Origin of the sequence: Parundibacterium terreum (assembly GCF_014636315.1) — a bacterium.
In the GTDB taxonomy this organism is placed as follows: domain Bacteria; phylum Pseudomonadota; class Gammaproteobacteria; order Burkholderiales; family Burkholderiaceae_D; genus Undibacterium; species Undibacterium terreum.
This window is the reverse complement of record NZ_BMED01000001.1, coordinates 460792-477099: the sequence shown is the minus strand read 5'-3', so window position 1 is coordinate 477099 and position 16308 is coordinate 460792. Positions and strand designations below refer to the sequence as shown.

General features: G+C 56.5%; 16 protein-coding genes. 7 read left to right on the top strand and 9 right to left on the bottom strand.

The annotated features are described in order from the left end of the window. Window positions 1-325: 325 nt before the first annotated feature. Both IEW12_RS02200 and IEW12_RS02195 read left to right on the top strand, forming a co-directional pair. Window positions 326-1966, top strand: coding sequence for a methyl-accepting chemotaxis protein (locus tag IEW12_RS02200; RefSeq protein WP_188564348.1), 1641 nt, complete (start codon window positions 326-328; stop codon window positions 1964-1966). A gap of 126 nt (window positions 1967-2092) precedes the next feature. Beyond that, the gene (locus tag IEW12_RS02195) at window positions 2093-2629 is read left to right on the top strand and encodes a GNAT family N-acetyltransferase (RefSeq protein WP_188564347.1); all 537 of its coding nucleotides are present in this window, start codon (window positions 2093-2095) and stop codon (window positions 2627-2629) included. Between the two features lie 88 nt (window positions 2630-2717). On the opposite strand, the gene IEW12_RS02190 is transcribed toward IEW12_RS02195, so the two are convergent. The 6 genes from IEW12_RS02190 to IEW12_RS02165 all read right to left on the bottom strand — a co-directional run bounded on the left by IEW12_RS02190 (window position 2718) and on the right by IEW12_RS02165 (window position 8829). Next, the gene (locus tag IEW12_RS02190; protein ID WP_188564346.1) at window positions 2718-3506 is read right to left on the bottom strand and encodes an alpha/beta hydrolase; all 789 of its coding nucleotides are present in this window, start codon (window positions 3504-3506) and stop codon (window positions 2718-2720) included. 20 nt (window positions 3507-3526) lie between these two features. Then, a complete protein-coding gene (locus IEW12_RS02185; RefSeq protein WP_188565602.1) occupies window positions 3527-4660 on the bottom strand; it encodes a thiolase family protein in 1134 nt (377 codons plus the stop codon). A gap of 153 nt (window positions 4661-4813) precedes the next feature. After that, window positions 4814-5386 carry a TetR/AcrR family transcriptional regulator gene (locus IEW12_RS02180; protein WP_188564345.1) on the bottom strand — a complete coding sequence of 191 codons (573 nt, stop codon included), beginning with the start codon at window positions 5384-5386 and terminating at the stop codon, window positions 4814-4816. Between the two features lie 73 nt (window positions 5387-5459). Continuing rightward, the gene (locus IEW12_RS02175) at window positions 5460-7091 is read right to left on the bottom strand and encodes a DHA2 family efflux MFS transporter permease subunit (RefSeq protein ID WP_188564344.1); all 1632 of its coding nucleotides are present in this window, start codon (window positions 7089-7091) and stop codon (window positions 5460-5462) included. Window positions 7092-7102: 11 nt separating this feature from the next. Next, window positions 7103-8236, bottom strand: coding sequence for an HlyD family secretion protein (locus tag IEW12_RS02170; protein WP_188564343.1), 1134 nt, complete (start codon window positions 8234-8236; stop codon window positions 7103-7105). 53 nt (window positions 8237-8289) lie between these two features. Continuing rightward, window positions 8290-8829, bottom strand: coding sequence for a winged helix-turn-helix transcriptional regulator (locus IEW12_RS02165; protein ID WP_188564342.1), 540 nt, complete (start codon window positions 8827-8829; stop codon window positions 8290-8292). Between the two features lie 125 nt (window positions 8830-8954). Between IEW12_RS02165 and IEW12_RS02160 the strand changes: the two genes are divergently transcribed. Together IEW12_RS02160 and IEW12_RS02155 are read left to right on the top strand one after the other, a co-directional pair. After that, window positions 8955-10469: an efflux transporter outer membrane subunit gene (locus IEW12_RS02160; RefSeq protein ID WP_188564341.1), complete on the top strand. Its 1515-nt coding sequence runs from the start codon at window positions 8955-8957 to the stop codon at window positions 10467-10469. A gap of 190 nt (window positions 10470-10659) precedes the next feature. Continuing rightward, a complete protein-coding gene (locus IEW12_RS02155; RefSeq protein WP_188564340.1) occupies window positions 10660-11235 on the top strand; it encodes a peroxiredoxin family protein in 576 nt (191 codons plus the stop codon). A gap of 53 nt (window positions 11236-11288) precedes the next feature. On the opposite strand, the gene IEW12_RS02150 is transcribed toward IEW12_RS02155, so the two are convergent. Further along, the gene (locus tag IEW12_RS02150; protein WP_188564339.1) at window positions 11289-12002 is read right to left on the bottom strand and encodes an HAD family hydrolase; all 714 of its coding nucleotides are present in this window, start codon (window positions 12000-12002) and stop codon (window positions 11289-11291) included. Beyond that, entirely contained in the window at window positions 11999-12652 is a 654-nt protein-coding gene (locus tag IEW12_RS02145) for a TetR/AcrR family transcriptional regulator (protein WP_188564338.1), read from the bottom strand. Before IEW12_RS02145 ends, IEW12_RS02150 begins: the two co-directional genes overlap by 4 nt. Before the next feature lie 205 nt (window positions 12653-12857). Here IEW12_RS02145 and IEW12_RS02140 point away from each other — a divergent pair, with 205 nt between their 5' ends. From IEW12_RS02140 to IEW12_RS02130, 3 genes are read left to right on the top strand one after another with little or no spacing between them, the layout of a single operon-like run. After that, the gene (locus IEW12_RS02140) at window positions 12858-14504 is read left to right on the top strand and encodes a linalool dehydratase/isomerase domain-containing protein (protein ID WP_188564337.1); all 1647 of its coding nucleotides are present in this window, start codon (window positions 12858-12860) and stop codon (window positions 14502-14504) included. Window positions 14505-14508: 4 nt separating this feature from the next. Beyond that, window positions 14509-15099, top strand: coding sequence for an SCO family protein (locus tag IEW12_RS02135; RefSeq protein WP_229750863.1), 591 nt, complete (start codon window positions 14509-14511; stop codon window positions 15097-15099). Window positions 15100-15117: 18 nt separating this feature from the next. Further along, entirely contained in the window at window positions 15118-15351 is a 234-nt protein-coding gene (locus tag IEW12_RS02130; RefSeq protein WP_188564336.1) for a hypothetical protein, read from the top strand. 51 nt (window positions 15352-15402) lie between these two features. Here IEW12_RS02130 and IEW12_RS02125 read toward each other — a convergent pair whose 3' ends face one another. Then, window positions 15403-16203, bottom strand: a complete 801-nt coding sequence (locus IEW12_RS02125) for a basic secretory protein-like protein (protein WP_188564335.1) — start codon at window positions 16201-16203, stop codon at window positions 15403-15405. Window positions 16204-16308: the final 105 nt, after the last annotated feature.

The following is a 16308-nucleotide window of genomic DNA, read 5'->3' as shown; positions in this document are numbered from 1 at the left end:
CGGCTTCACGGTTTGCAAGCGTTGTTGGCGCACAAAACGCTGGTTCAGGACGTCTTGCCTGCCTAAAACGCAAATGAATCTTTTCATAAATCCAGCGTGGCTGCGACTGACTTTTTGCAAGCCGGCTATGTAAAAAAGTTATGGGGTTTTGTCATCTTGCTTTCTGCTCAAGACAGATCGCGCTTTATATGTGATTTCTATTTTTTTCATGCGGATTTGACATATGGCAACATTTTGTCGCCTAGATCAAGGTATGCTTCGTTTATGCTGCGATGCTCCGCCAGCACGCAGATTCAATCATTCTAAAAACGTATAGAGGGATCTCATGCCTAACTTCATCACCAATCTGAACATAGGGAAGCGCCTCAGCCTCGGCTTTGCTGTTGTCTTGCTGTGTTCCTTAGCCGCTATCTTCATTGGCATTACGCGCCTGAACGCCGTTGCCAATGAAACCCAGGATCTGTTGGATGACCCGCTGGCGTCGGAGCGCATGATCAGCGACTGGTACCGCAATGTGCATACCGGCATACGCCGTACCCTCGCCATCGTGAAGAACAGCGACTCCACGCTGGCGGCATTCTTTGCCGATGAAGTAGCTGAGTCCACTCGCGTGTCCGGCGAGCTGCAAAAGAAAATCGAGCCGCATATCGTTTCTCCGAAAGAAAAGCAGATATGGGGTGAACTGAGCGAGCTGCGCAAGGGCTATCTTGCTGCTCGCGATGCCGGCATCAATCTGAAAAAGGACGGCAAGACCGATGAAGCGGCTCAGCTTGTGGACCAGAAATTTGTCCCTGCTGCAAAAGCCTACGGCGACAAGATTCAGGAATTGTTGAATGAGCAACGCCGGCAGATTGACGAGAAGGCCGGCGATATTCAGCAGATCTACAAGGCCAGCCGCAACCTGATGATCGTGCTTGCTGTCGTGATGATACTGTTCGTCGTTGTCTGCGCGTGGCTGCTGACCACATCGATCACCCGTCCGTTGGCGCAAGCTGTGAAGGTCGCGCGGCAAGTCGCAGCAGGCGACCTGACAGCCGAGATTGAAAGCAAGACCAAGGATGAAACCGGACAGTTGCTGGATGCACTGCGCGACATGAACAGCAACCTGTCCAACCTGGTATCCGGTGTGCGTACATCGACTGAAACTATTACGGTGGCGTCGCAGGAGATTGCCTCCGGCAATGCGGACCTGTCCTCCCGTACTGAATCGCAGGCCAGCTCGCTGGAAGAAACAGCCAGCTCGATGGAAGAGCTGACCAGCACCGTGAAACAGAATGCCGACAATGCGCGCCAGGCAAATCAACTGGTCGTATCCGCCAGCGAAGTGGCAGTAAAGGGTGGCGCGGTAGTAGGGCAGGTAGTGACCACGATGGGCACCATCAAGGATAGCTCACGCAAGATCGTCGACATCATTGGCGTGATTGACGGTATTGCATTCCAGACCAATATTCTGGCCTTGAATGCAGCAGTGGAGGCCGCGCGCGCCGGTGAGCAGGGCCGTGGCTTTGCCGTGGTTGCAACCGAAGTGCGTAACCTGGCGCAGCGCAGCGCCAGCGCCGCCAAGGAAATCAAGACTTTGATCGGAGAATCGGTAGATCAGGTTGACGCCGGCAGCAAGCTGGTGGACCAGGCCGGCAAGACCATGGACGAGATCATGAGCAGCGTACAGCATGTGGCCGACATCATGGCCGAGATTACTGCGGCGAGCCAGGAGCAGAGCGCAGGCATAGAACAGGTCAACCTGGCGATTACCGATATGGACCAGATGACGCAGCAAAATGCAGCCCTGGTCGAGCAGGCCGCGGCAGCGGCGGAGAGCATGGAAGAGCAGGCCAGTGCACTGGGCCAATCCATCAGCGTGTTCAAGCTGCATGCACAAAGCGGCTTCGGTGCCCGTGCGCTTGCCCAGCCTGCAGCGCATGCACCGCAAACTGCTCGCCGCGCGAATACCTTAAGGATATCCTGAGCCGTTTCCGCGGCATCCTGAGTTGTGCTGTTGATGATATTATGGCAATGAACCTGCATTAGCTAGCCGTGTTTTTGTGCGCTGGTTTTTGCAGGCAACTTCCATCCTATTCATAGAGAACACACAATGCTAAAAGGGGAACGCTGCAATCTGAGGCCCTTCAAGGAAACCGACCTGGATGAATTTATCAACCTGCGCAATGACATCAGCGGGGTAGGGCCGTTTTCTTCGATAAAACTGGTATCCGAGGTCGGTATCAAGCAGGAATTCCGCGAAACCGGTTTCCTGGGCGATACCAAAGGCCGCTTGCTGATCGTGGACGACAGCAATGGTATGCAGCGCATGATAGGTTTTGTCAGCTATTTTCCGCCGAATATGTTTTATGACGGCTTTGAAGTCGGCTACCGTATTTTCCGCAAGGAAGATATGGGTAAGGGTTATGCCAGCGATGCGTTGAAGACCCTGGTTAGGTATTTGTTCAAGACCCGCCATTTCAATCGCCTGCAACTGACGCTGAACAATGGCAATATCGGCTCGGAAAGAGTTGCGCAGAAATGCGGTTTTACCAGGGAAGGAATTGCCCGTGGCGCTTCCAGCGAAAACGGTGTGATCTTCGATATCGTCGTGTATTCCCTGTTACGCAGTGAATTCAAGGACTTGTAGAGAATTTAGCGGCATGCAATGAATTTATTAAAACACCGGGCATTTAGTGAAAAGGATGCCCTGCATTTATTTTCTGTTCAATTTTTGCTCAGTTCGCCAGGAAAGCAATCGTGCGTGCAATCACATCCGGATCTTTCAGGATGCGCCTGTGCCCCAGTCCCTCCACAGACACCAGCTCCGCTTGCGGCCATGCCTGCTGCAGGGCGACAGCCTCGCTGTATGGCACCTCGGCATCTTCCCTGTCATGCACGATCAGCGCGCGGTGGCGCAGGCCATGCTGCAGGCTCTCGATATCCATCGCGCTGGCGGGCTGCCCCAGATAAGCCTCGAAGCGCTGCCGGAATGCCTGCCTGAGTTCTGCAGGAAGCATGCCGCGCTCCAGGTTGCCCAGCATGCGCACCAGGGAAGAGGGGCCGCTGATGTGCACGCTGGCATTGACCTTTATCCCTTGCGAGAACGCATACAGAGTCGCCGGTGAGCCTGCCGAGTGGCCTATCGTTGCGTGTAGCGGACCAAAATACTGCGCCACGCTGGCGGCGGCACGGCCAAAGGAGATGACGTCGGCCTGCTGTCCATCGGAATCCCCATGTGCCGGCCCATCGAAGGCGCACACCTGGAAGTCGGCAGCAAGCAGCGCAGGCACGAACCCACCCCAGTGTGCTGCCCGGCTTTCCCAGCCATGCATCAGCAGTACCCGTCGTTCAACCGGGTGCTGCTTGCCCCACAGCCATGCCGACAGATGCAGGCCTTCGTGCACGATATCGTGCGCTTCGGCCTGATCCAGCAGGCCTTGCTCGGCATCGCTGAGCGGCTTGCGGCGCGGATGGGTAAAGCCGTGAAACAAGGCCTCTACTTGGTCTGGCTTGACTTCGCTCATGATCGCTTTCTTGCTGATGATTAAATGGCTTCAAGAATGGTGGCAATACCCTGTCCACCGCCTATGCATTGCGTTGCCAGCGCATATTTGGCTTTTTCGCGCACCAGCAACGCGGCGGCTTTGCCGGTGATGCGCGCACCGGTTGCTCCCAGCGGATGGCCTATCGCCAGACCGCCGCCGTCAAGGTTGACAGTGGCCGGGTCCAGGCCGAGCTCGCGTATGCAGGCCAAGGCTTGCGATGAAAACGCTTCGTTGATTTCCACCACGCCCAGGTCGGCAACGGTCAGCCCTGCGCGTGCCAGTGCCTTGCGGGTGGCCGGGATAGGACCGATGCCCATGACAGCAGGGTCAACGCCGACGGTGGCATAAGACTTGATGCGTGCCAGGCGCTGCAAGTTGTGGCGCAGCGCAAATTCATCGGTGGTCACCAGCACGGCTACTGCACCGTCCGTTAGCGGTGACGAGGTGCCTGCGGTTACTACGCCGTTTTCACGGAAGACCGGACGCAGTGCGGCCAATGCCTCTGCCGATGTGGTCGGGCGTATGCAGCCGTCAGTGGAAATCAGTTCACCGTCGGCATTGCGGATAGGAATGATCTCATCCTTCAAACGGCCTTGCTCACGCGCTGCCGCAGCCTTTTGATGGGATTGCACGGCCAGCATTTCCTGGTCGGCACGGCTGACTTTCCAGCGCTCGGCCACGTTTTCTGCCGTGTCGCCCATGGAAATATAGGCATCGGTGTTTTCATACAGTTCAGGGCTGGGTGAAAAATTCAGTCCACCCTGCGGCACCATCGTCATCGATTCCACGCCCACGCACAAATAAGCTTCGCCTATGCCGGCTTCTATCTGCGCCGCAGCGATATGGATAGCCTGCATGGAAGACCCGCAAAAGCGGTTGACAGTCATGCCGCCTACTTCGTGCGGCAAGCCTGCCAGCAAGCCGACGATGCGGGCTAGGTTATTGCCTTGCGAGGCTTCGGGGTAGGCGCAGCCCAGTATCACATCTTCCAGTTCTGCTGGATTGATGCCTGTGCGCTCCAGCAAGCCTTTGACGACTTGCGCCGCCATCGTATCAGGGCGGACATTGGCCAAGGCTCCTTTCTTGGCGAAATGGAAAGGGGATCGGGCGTAGGCGGAAATAACGGCTTTCATCATCTGTTCCTTTTGTAAAGCGCCATCTGGCGGTGGTAAAAACATCCATCCTTTTGTGGTCTGGATTAGCTTCAATGAACTACCTACCAATAGGTAGTTTTGAAAGGCAAAAAAAAGGCACGAAAGAAATAAGCTCTCTTTGCGCGCCTTGGTTTATGTCTGGTGCAGCGACTCTTTCAATTGCGTGATGACGGCATCAAAATCAGCCACGTCTTCCGTCATGCGTGCCGATACCAGTGCTCCCTGGCATACGGCAAAAATATAGGCCGCCAGTTTGGCAGTGGATTGCTTTTGCGGTATCTGCAGTTCGCCCAAGACTTGCGCCAGCCAATTGGTCTGCGTGCTTCGTAGTTCGCGCACTGCATCCCGCAGGTCGTCATTGATGCAATCCCAGCCTGGCGCCAGCGCACCTGCCGGGCAGATTGCATGGCCGGCATCCAGCGCATTCCTGTACATCAGGAAATAGTGCTTCAATTTCTTTTCAGCCGGCATTTGCATGCCGCCCGTCCATTCCTTGAATTTCATGGTTGCATCGCGTATCACTTCTTCCCCCAGCGCTTCCTTGGACGGGAAGTGGTGGTACAGGCTGGCCTTGCGTATGCCTACCTCATCAGCAACATCCTGAAAGCTGAAGCCGAGATAGGAGCGCGTCTGGATCAGCCGGTGTGCAATCCGGACAATCTGCTCGCGCGTGCTGGGCGGTGCTGAATAAATGGAAGAACTCATGATTTTGTCTGTGACTTGCTCTTTATGTCAGCCTACCTTTTGGTAGGCTGACATATCTTACCACCAATATCCCTTAATGTGCATCCGCAGATGGGGCCTTGGGCGGAGCTACCTTGTGCATCAGCGGCACCGTGATCGTCACCAGGATGAAACACAGCATGATGATCAGGAACACGTCCGAGAAGGTCTGGGTTTGCGCTTCTCTATAGGTCAACAGCCACAATTGTTTCAATGCTCCTGCCTGCGAGTCTGCGGCGCTCATGCCGGCGGCGGCGAGATTGCTGCCCACGCTTTGCAATACCTGGCCCATGTTTTCATTGCTGCTATTCAGGCGCTCGGCCATACGCTCAAAATGCAGGTTGGTCCTGTCATTCAAGAGCGTTGCACAGACGGCGATGCCGATCGCGCCACCCAGGTTACGCATCAGGTTGAACAGGCCGGAAGCCAGCTTCAATTTTTGCGGCGCCAGCCCGCCCAGTGTCAGCGTTACAATGGGTGCGACGGCAAATTGTTGGCCCAGTCCGCGCAGAGCCTGCGGCAGCAGCAGTTGCTGGGCGCCCCAGTCATGCGTAATCGGCATGAAATTCCACATCGAAAATGCAAAGCAGGCGAAGCCGAACATGGCTAGCCAGCGCAGATCTACCCGGTTGGCAAAGAATGCATACACCGGTATCGACATAACCTGGAAGATGCCTGTTGAAAACACCGCCAGGCCGATGTCCAGCGCGGAAAAACCACGCACCCGTCCCAGGAATAGCGGTGTCAGATAAATAGTGGCGAAGATGCCGACGCCGCTCATGAAAGAGAACGCACTGCCTAGCGCAAAGTTCCTGTCCTTCAAGGCCCGCAAATCAACGATGGGATTTTCAATGACCAGGCTGCGCCAGATGAAGCCCAACCCCGCCAGTCCGGACAGCCAGGCCGTCAACAGGATAGTGCTGTCGCCGAACCAGTCCAGCCGCGGGCCTTCTTCCAGCGTGTATTCCAGGCAGCCGAGGAAAATTGCCATCATCGCTATTCCGAAATAGTCGGCCCCGCGCAGCAGTGACAGATTGGGTTTATCTATGCGCACCAGGATGGGCACGGCAATAGTGATAAAGATGCCTGGCAGCAGGTTGATGAAAAACAGCCAGTGCCATGAAAAATTATCGGTAATCCAGCCGCCTACTGTCGGTCCCAGCGTGGGGGCGAGAGAGCTGAGGGCGCCTATCGTGGCGGCCGCGATGACCCTTTGCTTGCCCGAGAAAAATACAAACGCGGTAGTGAATACCATCGGTATCATCGAACCGCCCAAGAAGCCCTGCAAGGCGCGGAAGGCGATCATGCTCTGTATGTTCCAGGCGATGCCACATAGCAGGCTGGCGATAGTGAAGCCAGCGGCGGAGGCGGCGAACAGCCAGCGGGTGGACATCACGCGCGACAGCCAGCCGGATAGGGGGATCACGATGATTTCCGCGATGAGGTAGCTGGTCTGCACCCAGACGGTTTCATCGGCGCCGGCGGACAGGCCGCCGCCTATGTCCCTGAGCGACGCGGAAACGATCTGAATATCCAGCAGCGCGATGAACATACCGACGCACATGGTCGCGAAGGCAATCAGCTTGGCCTGGGTGGATAGTTCGCCAGGTGCAGGCATGGCTGCCGGCGCTGGTAGGGTCACCTGTGCTGGCGCGGCGGCCGGGAGGGGTAGGGTTGCTGTGCTCATGATGCCATCGCTTAGTTAGCCAGAGCTTGTTTGCTGTCGGCGTGTTTTTCTGAGCGTACATCGACCTCGGCCACTACCGACAGGCCGGGGCGCAAGGTGCCCAGCCTGGAGTCTTCCGCGTCCAGGATGATGCGTACCGGCACCCTCTGCACGATCTTGGTAAAGTTGCCGGTCGCATTTTCAGGCGGCAGCACACTGAATTGCGCGCCGGTCGCTGGTGCCAGGCTTGCTACCGTGCCATGCAGTACCTTGCCAGGCAGCACGTCCGCCTCGATGGTGGCGCGCTGCCCCGGCTGCATGCGTGTCAACTGGCCTTCCTTGAAGTTCGCATCTACCCAAAGGCCGGAAGCCGGCACGATGGACAGCAGTTGCGAGCCCGGTGTTGCATACGCGCCGTTGCGTGCGCGGCGGTTGCCGATAACGCCGTCTATCGGCGCGCGGATTTCTGTATACGCCAGGTTCAGTTTGGCGATGTCGCGCTCTGCGACTGCCTGCGCGAGGGCTGCTTGCGCCTGCATCTTCTGCGCGCCTATCACGTCTATCTGCCTTTGCGCAGCGACCAAGCCGGCTTGCGATCTTTGGCCGTTTGCTACTGCCTGCTTGAAGTCTGCATCGGCCTTTTGCGAGCTTTGCACTGATACGGCGGCGCGGGACGACAGGTTTTGGTAGCGGGTCTGATCATCGCGTGCACGCAACGTGTCGGCATCGCTAGCGCTGACACCGGCCTGCGCTTGCTGAATCACCGCATTTTGCAGGCTGCGGGTCGCTTCCAGATTGGCCAGCAATGCCTGTTGTGCAGCGACTGCACCTTCGGCTTTTGCTAGCGCTGCCTGGTAGTCCCTGTCGTCGATCTTGATCAACAGATCGCCTGCGTGGACCAATTGGTTATCGGTGACTGCCACGTTCGTGATATAGCCCGCGACCTTGGGGCCCATCACGGTGACGTTGCCGCCTACATAGGCGTCATCGGTCGTTTGCAGGAAGCGGCTCTCGGTCCACCAGTGGTAGCCGAAACCGGCACCGGCAATGATGGCCGCAGCAGCAGCGATGGTCAGCGCGATACGCTTTTTGCCGGATTTGGCTTTGGCGGTATGCAGCGGGATTAAATTTGCGTCGGTCTGGACGGCGGCAGTGCTGGTAGTCATGATCGTTCGTTCCTGTTTAATAGTGTGCTTGGTTCGCTGCGGGATATTTTTTATCAGGCATTGCCTGTTTCAGACGGGAAGTCTGGTTTTTTATCCGGCACGGAGCGTTTTTCTGCCGCAAATGCGATGCGCCTGCGTATGCCTTCGCTGGCAGCGGGGCCGGCTGCAATCCTGTGGTCGACCAGGTTGATAGGTTTGCCATTGGCCGCATCGACCAGCACCGGATCTACTGTTTTGCCGGTGCCGACGTCGGACAAAATTACCGATAGGCCTTCAGGGGCGAAGTGCTTATTACCCCAAGTCAGGAAGGCCAGCAGCACCGGCCTGAAATCGCGGCCGGTCTCGGTCAGCACATATTCAAAGCGGGGCGGCCGGTCCGAGTACTGGCGGCGTTCCAGCAAACCACTATCCACCAGGCCGTTAAGGCGGCGGGTCAGCATGTTCGGCGCAATGTCCAGGCTCTTCTGGAATTCATCGAAGCGCGTCATTCCATAGAAGGCATCCCGCAAGATCAGGATGCTCCACCACTCGCCTACATGTTCCAGGCTGCGGGCGATCGGGCATTTCGATCCTTCAAAACTTTTTCTTTGCATGGTCATTTCTCCACTTGCTATCAACATGAAAGTAACTCTATACTAGTAACTATTGTGATGCAAGTGACTTTTGAAGTTTTCAGGATTTTTTTAAAGGAGTGGTCAAAATGGCTATAGGATCAGAGATGAATACACGGTTGGAAGCATCGGCATATATAGAGCAGGGTGCTGTATTCAGGAAAAAATCAGCATTTGCCTTGACCGCGAAAGCCGCGCTGGCAGCTTTGATGGCTGTAGGGCTTGCCGCCTGTGCAACAGTAGGCCCGAACTACGAAAAGCCGCAAGTGCCAGTGAGCAAGGCTTACCAGGCGCTGGAGGCAAATAGTGCGCGGCAGGGCACATTGGCCGCACCTGCGCTGGAAAGCTGGTGGACCGGCTTCAATGATCCTGACCTGAATCGTATTATTCAGCGGGTGCTGGACCAGAACCTGGATCTGGCTGCTGCTATGGCGCGCGTCGATCAGGCGCGTGCAGTTGCACGCGAGGTTGGCGCCAGAGAACTGCCCAGCGGCTCGCTGGGAGCACAAGTGGCCAGACAGCATCAATCGCTGGAAAGTCCCCTGGGGAAAATTGCCAGTAATTTCCCCGGCTACCAAAGAAATGAAACCCTATCCGATATAGGTGCGGGAGCTAGTTGGGAACTGGATTTATTCGGAGGCTTGAAGCGCGGCACGGAAGCTGCCAAGGCAGAGGCGCAGGCGGCGGAAGCCGGCAGTTTGGGAGTGCGTATCTCGGTGGCGGCAGAAGCGGCAGACGCCTATTTCCGTGTGCGCGGAGCGCAGCAGCGGCTGGTGGTTGCGCAGGATCAGGTTGCTGCGAACAGCAAATTGCTGGAACTGGTGCGCCTGCGGCTGGATAATGGCCTGGCCAGCAGCCGCGAAGTGGCGCAGGCAGAAGCCTCGGTATCGCAGGCCAAAGTCACTATCCCGCCCCTGATGACCGAGCTTTCCTTACAACTGAACCGGCTGGATGTGTTGATGGGCGCTCAGCCCGGCACCTATGCGGCCGAGTTGGCGCAGCCGGCGCAAGGCTTGAAGATGGCCGTGCCGGCAATCGCACTGGCGCAGGGCCCTGCGGATCTGCTGCGCCGCCGGCCGGACGTGATCGCTGCAGAGCGCCGGCTGGCGGCTTCCAGTGCCCGTATCGGCGTAGCGACTGCCGAGTACTATCCCAAATTTTCCTTGTCGGCCTTGATAGGCTTCCAGGCCTTGAGCGGCGGCAGCCTGCTATCGGCCGCCAGCTTCCAGCCTCAAGCCGCCGCAGGTTTGCGCTGGAGACTGTTCGATTTTGGCAGGGTGGATGCCGAGGTGGCGCAGGCCCGTGGCGCCAATGCGGAAGCCTTGATTGCCTACCGCAAATCCATGCTTAGGGCCACAGAGGATGTTGAAAATGCAGTTGTAGAACTCACCCAGCTGGAAGTGCAGGCGCAGGAGCTGGACAATGAGGTGGCAGCCCATGTACGCGCCAGGGATGCATCGGAAGACGCATACAGGGGCGGTGCGGTCAGCCTGTTCGAAGTATTGCAGGAAGAGCGCCAGTTACTGACGGCACGCGACCAGTTGGCGCGTGTGCATGCAGACAATGCAAGGGCCGCTGTTGCTGCGTTCCGTGCCCTGGGCGGCGGCTGGGGTGGTGCTTAGCAGGTCTGATGCGCTCCCCGCGCTTTAAGTTTTGCCGCAAGCTCGTTTAAAATGCGCAAGCCATGTAAGTTTATTGCAATTGCCGCCGACCAAGCTTGTATCCGCAGCAAGGATCGGTGCTGATAAAGCTTGCTGAGGCATGCCGCGTGCAGGGGCGCGGCACATTTGAACGAAATCACGAGGGAGAAATATGAAGAAGCGACAGTTCCTGCAGCTTGCGGCCGGAGGCTTGTGCCTGGGAGGTCTGGGAGTATTGGGTTCTTCGCAAGCGCAAGCGCCGGCTTCTTCTGCTTCTTCCGTTTCTTCCTCTGCCAGTGCGCCGCAGACAGAACTGGAATTGCTGGAGCATAGCCTGAGTGGTGTCGATGCCAATGGCAAGAAGCTGGCGTTGACCGATTTCCCCAAGCAGACTGTCCTGGTCAGCTTTTTCACTGCAGGCTGCAACCTGTGCAACCACGACCTGAAATTGATGCGTGAGTTTTATGTGCGCAATGTCAAACGCAATTTCATCCTGCTTGGCATCAGCATGGATCAGAACAAGGCCGATTTTGATGCCTACAATCAGATCGTGTCTGTCACAGTGCCGAAAGAGCAGCGCTTTCCTATATTGTGGCGCAATGCGCCGGGACACAAAGATAGTTTCGGCACAATAGCGAAGCAGCCTACCCACTTTGTACTGGACAGGAAACGGCATATCCTGCTGCGCAGGGAAGGAACATTCCAGCCTAACGATTGGGATATGCTGTGGGAATGGCTGGATGCCTGATGCAAGCCTATGCCGCAGGCCAGGTGAATTTTGGCGCGGCTTAGTGGTGCGCTTTAATGTGCCTTGATGTGCATCAGGCCGTTTGCATCCACCTCGGCAAACAGTTCTTCGTAATTGCATATCGTGGCGTGTGTCGTCTCGATTTTATGCTCATGGGTTGATGTGACTACCACTACTGTAGCGCCGGCGGTCTCGCCCGCAGCAATGCCGGCAGCAGCATCTTCAAATATCAAACAATCATTCGAAGAGACGCCCAGCTTTTGGGCTGCCAGCAGATAGCAGTCCGGCTGGGGTTTGCCTCTTTCTACATCTTCGGATGTGATCAGCACCGCAGGTAGCGGAATGCCGGCAGCCTGCAGGCGCCGCATCGCCAGCGCTTTTGGCGCAGAGGTCACAATCGCCCATTTATCCGATGGCAGGGACAGCAAGAAGCGGATGGCGCCAGGTATTTCGACAACTCCATCGATATCGGCAATTTCTGCACGTGTAATTTCCTGCGCCTCCCGTTCCGCATCAATTCCCGGCAGCGCCAGTTGCCGGATGGTGTCAATTGCGCGCGCGCCGTGTATGGTTTTGAGAAACGCATCAACATCCAGTCCCTGACGTGCAGCCCACGCACCCCAGATGCGTTCCGCAGCCTTGATGGAACTGAGCAGGGTGCCATCCATATCGAACAGCAAGGCTCCATATTTTCCAGCTATTCCAGATGGGGCGGGGCTGAGGCTGCCTGCGTCGCTGGTCTTCAAATCGGTATCCGATGCATTCATTTGGAAACTGAACTCCACTGGTGCAGCATGCCGTCAATCACGTTCTTTGCCATTGTTTCCATGTCCGACCATACCATGGTGCGGGTCATGCGAGGGAAGGAGATGATGCCGTGCACTGCTGCCAGCAGCGTGTCTGCAGCAAGCCGGGCAGGTATGGGGTGGCGCGGCAGGCTGTCGAAGTAGGCATGCATTGCGCCATAGTAAACCTTCAGTGCCCTGGTCACTGTCGGCGATTGTCCGAAAGGCTTGTTTTCGTTAGTTAGCACCGATGCTTTTTTTACCGGCAACGCAAATACCAGGTCAAAGTCATCCAGATGCTTCAGCCAGTATTGCGCTGTCCCCAGGAACAACTTGCGGACCCGGTCTTCAGGGTCCTTGGTGCGCGCGGCAATGCGCTCGAAGCGCTTGGTTGCCAGCTCCATTTCATGTGCGCGCACCGCAGTGTATAGCGCACGGTAGTCGTCGAAATAGTTGTAGATGGTGGCAGGAGAATAGCCGGCGAAGGTGGCGATACGGCGCAGGGAAACTGTGGCCGGATCTTCGGTTGCAAATAGCTGACGGCCTGCACTCACTATGGCCTCGCGGACTTTTTCCTTGTCTTCTGTGGCGCGGGCCCGGCTGCGGTCAGTACGGGCTGTCTGTTTTTCCATTATTGCTTTAAATCCAGATAAAAATTAATTATACGTCAGGCAAGCCCGGATGCCAGCTTGTTGAAAACCCTTACTTGATTAAGTGAACGTGTTCAGTTATATTGGATAAAACGAGCCGGCAATCATAAAAATAAAAACCGGAATTGGATCGGCATGCGGGGTGCGAGCCCAGGCATGGCGACTGTATTTCCTGCGGAGACAAAGCATGACAACAACAGAACTCATCCCCCCACCCGGCCTAAACCCGGCAGCGTTTGCTACGGTCGATACCCAGGCCGATACTCAGCTCATTCCCGGAAGTTATGCTGTCAATGGCCTGGACGACCTGCAAATAGGACATCTGCGGCATATAGAGAATCTTGCTACCCAGCCCGACGGCGACTGGTCGCACATGGGCAATGCAGACCCGGGGCAGGAATGGCTGGACTCTTATCGCTATCAACTGGCAATGGCAGCCTACACGCTGGGACTCGCCCATCTGCACCGCCTGCCGGCGGCACCCTGCGTGTTCCAGCCTGTGTTCGATTCCCTGATGCGCAAGATGCTCAGGCGGGATGTGTGGGGATACTGGAAAGATACCAGCCAGTCCGGCAAATTCATCAACCCGGACTTGGCCGCACTGCGCGATCCCTGGATAGATCCGGTAGTCAAAGAAAACATCATGTACAGCGGGCACCTGCATGCGATGGCAGGCATGTATGCAGTGCTGTTCAATGATGACCGCTATGCGCAGCCGGGTGCGCTGACATTTACCCATGCGCCCATTTTCTGGGGCATGGGGCCGCAGAAGTTTGAATATGATTTCCAAAAGCTGAACGACGTGATCTATTGGCAGATGGTGGAGAGCGGCTGGCTGGGCGTGCCCTGCGAGCCGAATTGCGTGTTCCTGATTTGCAACCAGTATCCGATGCTGGGTTTCCGCTTCCATGATCTGCGTCACGGTAGTGCGATTTCAGAAGAGGCAACCAGCAGCTACAAGGACGCCTGGACCAGAAAGGGCATGCTGGACAAGGATGGCCATTTTTATTATTTCTGGCGCATGCAGCAGGATAATTTCTTTTCTGTAGGCCGTGCCAGTTCGGATGCCTGGCTGGGAGCGGCAATGCACGCCTGGAACCCGGATCTGGTGCGCTCGCAGTACCCTCGGCAATCTGCGGAATGGTTTCACCGGCATGCCGATGGGCGCGTATCACTGCTGGCACCTACCGTCGTGGCGGCAAGGCGCGCTGCGGCGGATAGTGGAGTACCCGTCGCACTACAAGATACCGCCTATCGCTGGACAGCGCCGGAGTTCGGTTATGCAGCGATGTGGGCTTCAGAGCTGGGAGACGAAGAGACCTTGCAAGGGCTGCTGGCCCATGCCGACGCCTGCATGGAGCCAACGTGGGAAAAGGGTGGCCTGTATTACCCGCGCCAGGATGCATCATGGGACGGCGACGGCAATATGATCTATATGGATCCGCTGACCGGCAATACCTTGCTGGCCTATGCCAGGCTGAACGTGCCCGGCGGCCTGATGCATCTGTATCGCCAGCCTTTTGACGAGCAGCACTTTGCGCAGCCCGCGATGACGGATATGCAGCCGCGCCTTAACGTGAAGCGCGCCGTATATGACCCGGAGCGGGGCTTGCTGCTGACGGTAGGCGGCCGCAGGCCGGTTCCGACGCTGGCGCACCTGACAATCAGTAATGCTCCCGTGGGGAAAGCCTGGAGCCTATGGCGTGACGGCGTGCTGAAGGCCAGCAGCGATGCCGTTGCCACCGGCGATACGGTCATTGAACAGCGAGGCGATCAATTAATCATTCACTGCACGGTGCTGGATTACAGTGAACTGCGCATACACTGGGAGTAAGAGCATGAACACAGCCACAGCAATGAATGCAGCAAAATCCTGTTGCCATCATCAATCCCATGCTGAGCCAGAGCAGGCAAAGGCGGCGGTGCGGTATGTCGCCATCGGTGGTGGATTCAGCCTGACCGACCATCATGGGAATACGGTTACGCAAGATAATTACAAGGGGCGACTGACACTGATCTTCTTCGGCTTCACGCATTGCAGGCAGGTATGCCCACGGGCCTTGTCCCGGATCAGCGAGGCGCTTGATTTGCTGCGCGATGAGGCCAGCCATCTGCATGCCTTGTATATCAGCGTTGATCCGGAGCGCGATACGCCCCCGGTGATGAAGGATTTTTTGAGCCGGTATCCGCGCATTACCGGCCTGACCGGCAGCCTGGAGCAAATTGAATCCGTCAAACAAAAATTCAAGGTATTTGCCAAACGGGCGGAAGACGAGGATGCCGACGATGGCTACGTGGTGCCGCATACTGCGCTGACTTATCTGCTGGGCCCTGACGGTGCCTATCTCAGCCATTTCAATGATGCGATGACGGCGCATGAGCTGGCGACCAGGCTGCACGTGCATATCTCGCATCTGCAATATGCCTGATTAGTTTGGGAGGCGATCATGAGTTGCTGCGTGGCCGGATTGGCCCTGGTTGGTGGACGTTGCCTGGGAGTGCATATGCCTCGCAGGCTGCTGCTGGCCTTTATGGTACTTGAAATTATTGGCGCTGGTGCGATGGCGTATGCGCATCGCGAGCATATTGCCGAGGTCGGCCATTATATCTGGCGGCAACTCGGCGTGGCAGGAAGCACCGGTTCTGCTGCTTTTGAAAGCACTATCTGTAGCAGCAGGTAGATATTCAAGCCGGCTATTCAAGCTAAATATTCCAGCCGCTACAGCGTGACTTCAGCCGACAGGATTTGGCCGGCTCGCCTTCGATTCTTCGACAAATTCTTTCCACAGACCGTCCAGTGTCGCGCCGCAATAGGTTTCAAACAGTTTGTCCGAGTATTCGCCGCGGCTGAGCGCCAGATTCAGTTTGCGTACGATGTCCTTGTCTTTTCTTGACTCCAGCCAATACAGGAAAGTGGATGCAACTGTATAGGCCTTCAGATAGCCTTGTTCTTGCAGGCTGACACCGGCGTGCTCCAGCGCATAGAAATAGGGCTCGGCTTTTGTGTAGCCGCGCATTTTTCCATCTGCATCCAGTCTCAAAGTCGGCTGGATATCTTTTTCAAAATACTTGTGCCGCACATAATCCGCAATGCCCTCCACCAGCCAGCCGGCATTCTCGGAAGGAGAGGGCGGATAGTTCTGGTTCACATGCGACAGCTCATGGATCATCATGGCCCGGAAATCGTCAGGCATGATGCGGATATATTTTGACGATACGTGGATGATGCCGCCGTCGGCATAGGCGGCAGCGCCATCGATGCCCAGCACGGGCTCGAAAATGATTTGTATCGTGTCATACGGCAGAGGATGCCCCTCGCCGAAAAGAGCGGTATTGATGCGCGGGTACCATTCCTCAATCAGTGTCTGGCTTTTTCGCCCGTAGTCGGCGGCGTCCGGCGCCTTGGAAATATCCAGGCTGGTGTGGACTGCAGGAGTTTCTGCAGCCTGGATATCGCCTTGTATGCCAACACCCAATAAGAAGGCAAGTGAACAGGCCGCACTTGTTTTGAATAAGGAAATTATCTTTGCCACTCTTGGCTCCGGCGGATTGAGGAAACAGAATTATATCTTTGTGCACTTTATACAAATGCAGCGCACTCAAAAAAAAACGTGGTGCATGCCATCGCACACACCACG

Coding starts and splice junctions, on each gene's coding strand:
- IEW12_RS02200 (WP_188564348.1), top strand. CDS start 326: ATGCCTAACTTCATCACCAATCTGAACATAGGGAAGCGCCTCAGCCTC.
- IEW12_RS02195 (WP_188564347.1), top strand. CDS start 2,093: ATGCTAAAAGGGGAACGCTGCAATCTGAGGCCCTTCAAGGAAACCGAC.
- IEW12_RS02190 (WP_188564346.1), bottom strand. CDS start 3,506: ATGAGCGAAGTCAAGCCAGACCAAGTAGAGGCCTTGTTTCACGGCTTT.
- IEW12_RS02185 (WP_188565602.1), bottom strand. CDS start 4,660: ATGAAAGCCGTTATTTCCGCCTACGCCCGATCCCCTTTCCATTTCGCC.
- IEW12_RS02180 (WP_188564345.1), bottom strand. CDS start 5,386: ATGAGTTCTTCCATTTATTCAGCACCGCCCAGCACGCGCGAGCAGATT.
- IEW12_RS02175 (WP_188564344.1), bottom strand. CDS start 7,091: ATGAGCACAGCAACCCTACCCCTCCCGGCCGCCGCGCCAGCACAGGTG.
- IEW12_RS02170 (WP_188564343.1), bottom strand. CDS start 8,236: ATGACTACCAGCACTGCCGCCGTCCAGACCGACGCAAATTTAATCCCG.
- IEW12_RS02165 (WP_188564342.1), bottom strand. CDS start 8,829: ATGCAAAGAAAAAGTTTTGAAGGATCGAAATGCCCGATCGCCCGCAGC.
- IEW12_RS02160 (WP_188564341.1), top strand. CDS start 8,955: ATGAATACACGGTTGGAAGCATCGGCATATATAGAGCAGGGTGCTGTA.
- IEW12_RS02155 (WP_188564340.1), top strand. CDS start 10,660: ATGAAGAAGCGACAGTTCCTGCAGCTTGCGGCCGGAGGCTTGTGCCTG.
- IEW12_RS02150 (WP_188564339.1), bottom strand. CDS start 12,002: ATGAATGCATCGGATACCGATTTGAAGACCAGCGACGCAGGCAGCCTC.
- IEW12_RS02145 (WP_188564338.1), bottom strand. CDS start 12,652: ATGGAAAAACAGACAGCCCGTACTGACCGCAGCCGGGCCCGCGCCACA.
- IEW12_RS02140 (WP_188564337.1), top strand. CDS start 12,858: ATGACAACAACAGAACTCATCCCCCCACCCGGCCTAAACCCGGCAGCG.
- IEW12_RS02135 (WP_229750863.1), top strand. CDS start 14,509: ATGAACACAGCCACAGCAATGAATGCAGCAAAATCCTGTTGCCATCAT.
- IEW12_RS02130 (WP_188564336.1), top strand. CDS start 15,118: ATGAGTTGCTGCGTGGCCGGATTGGCCCTGGTTGGTGGACGTTGCCTG.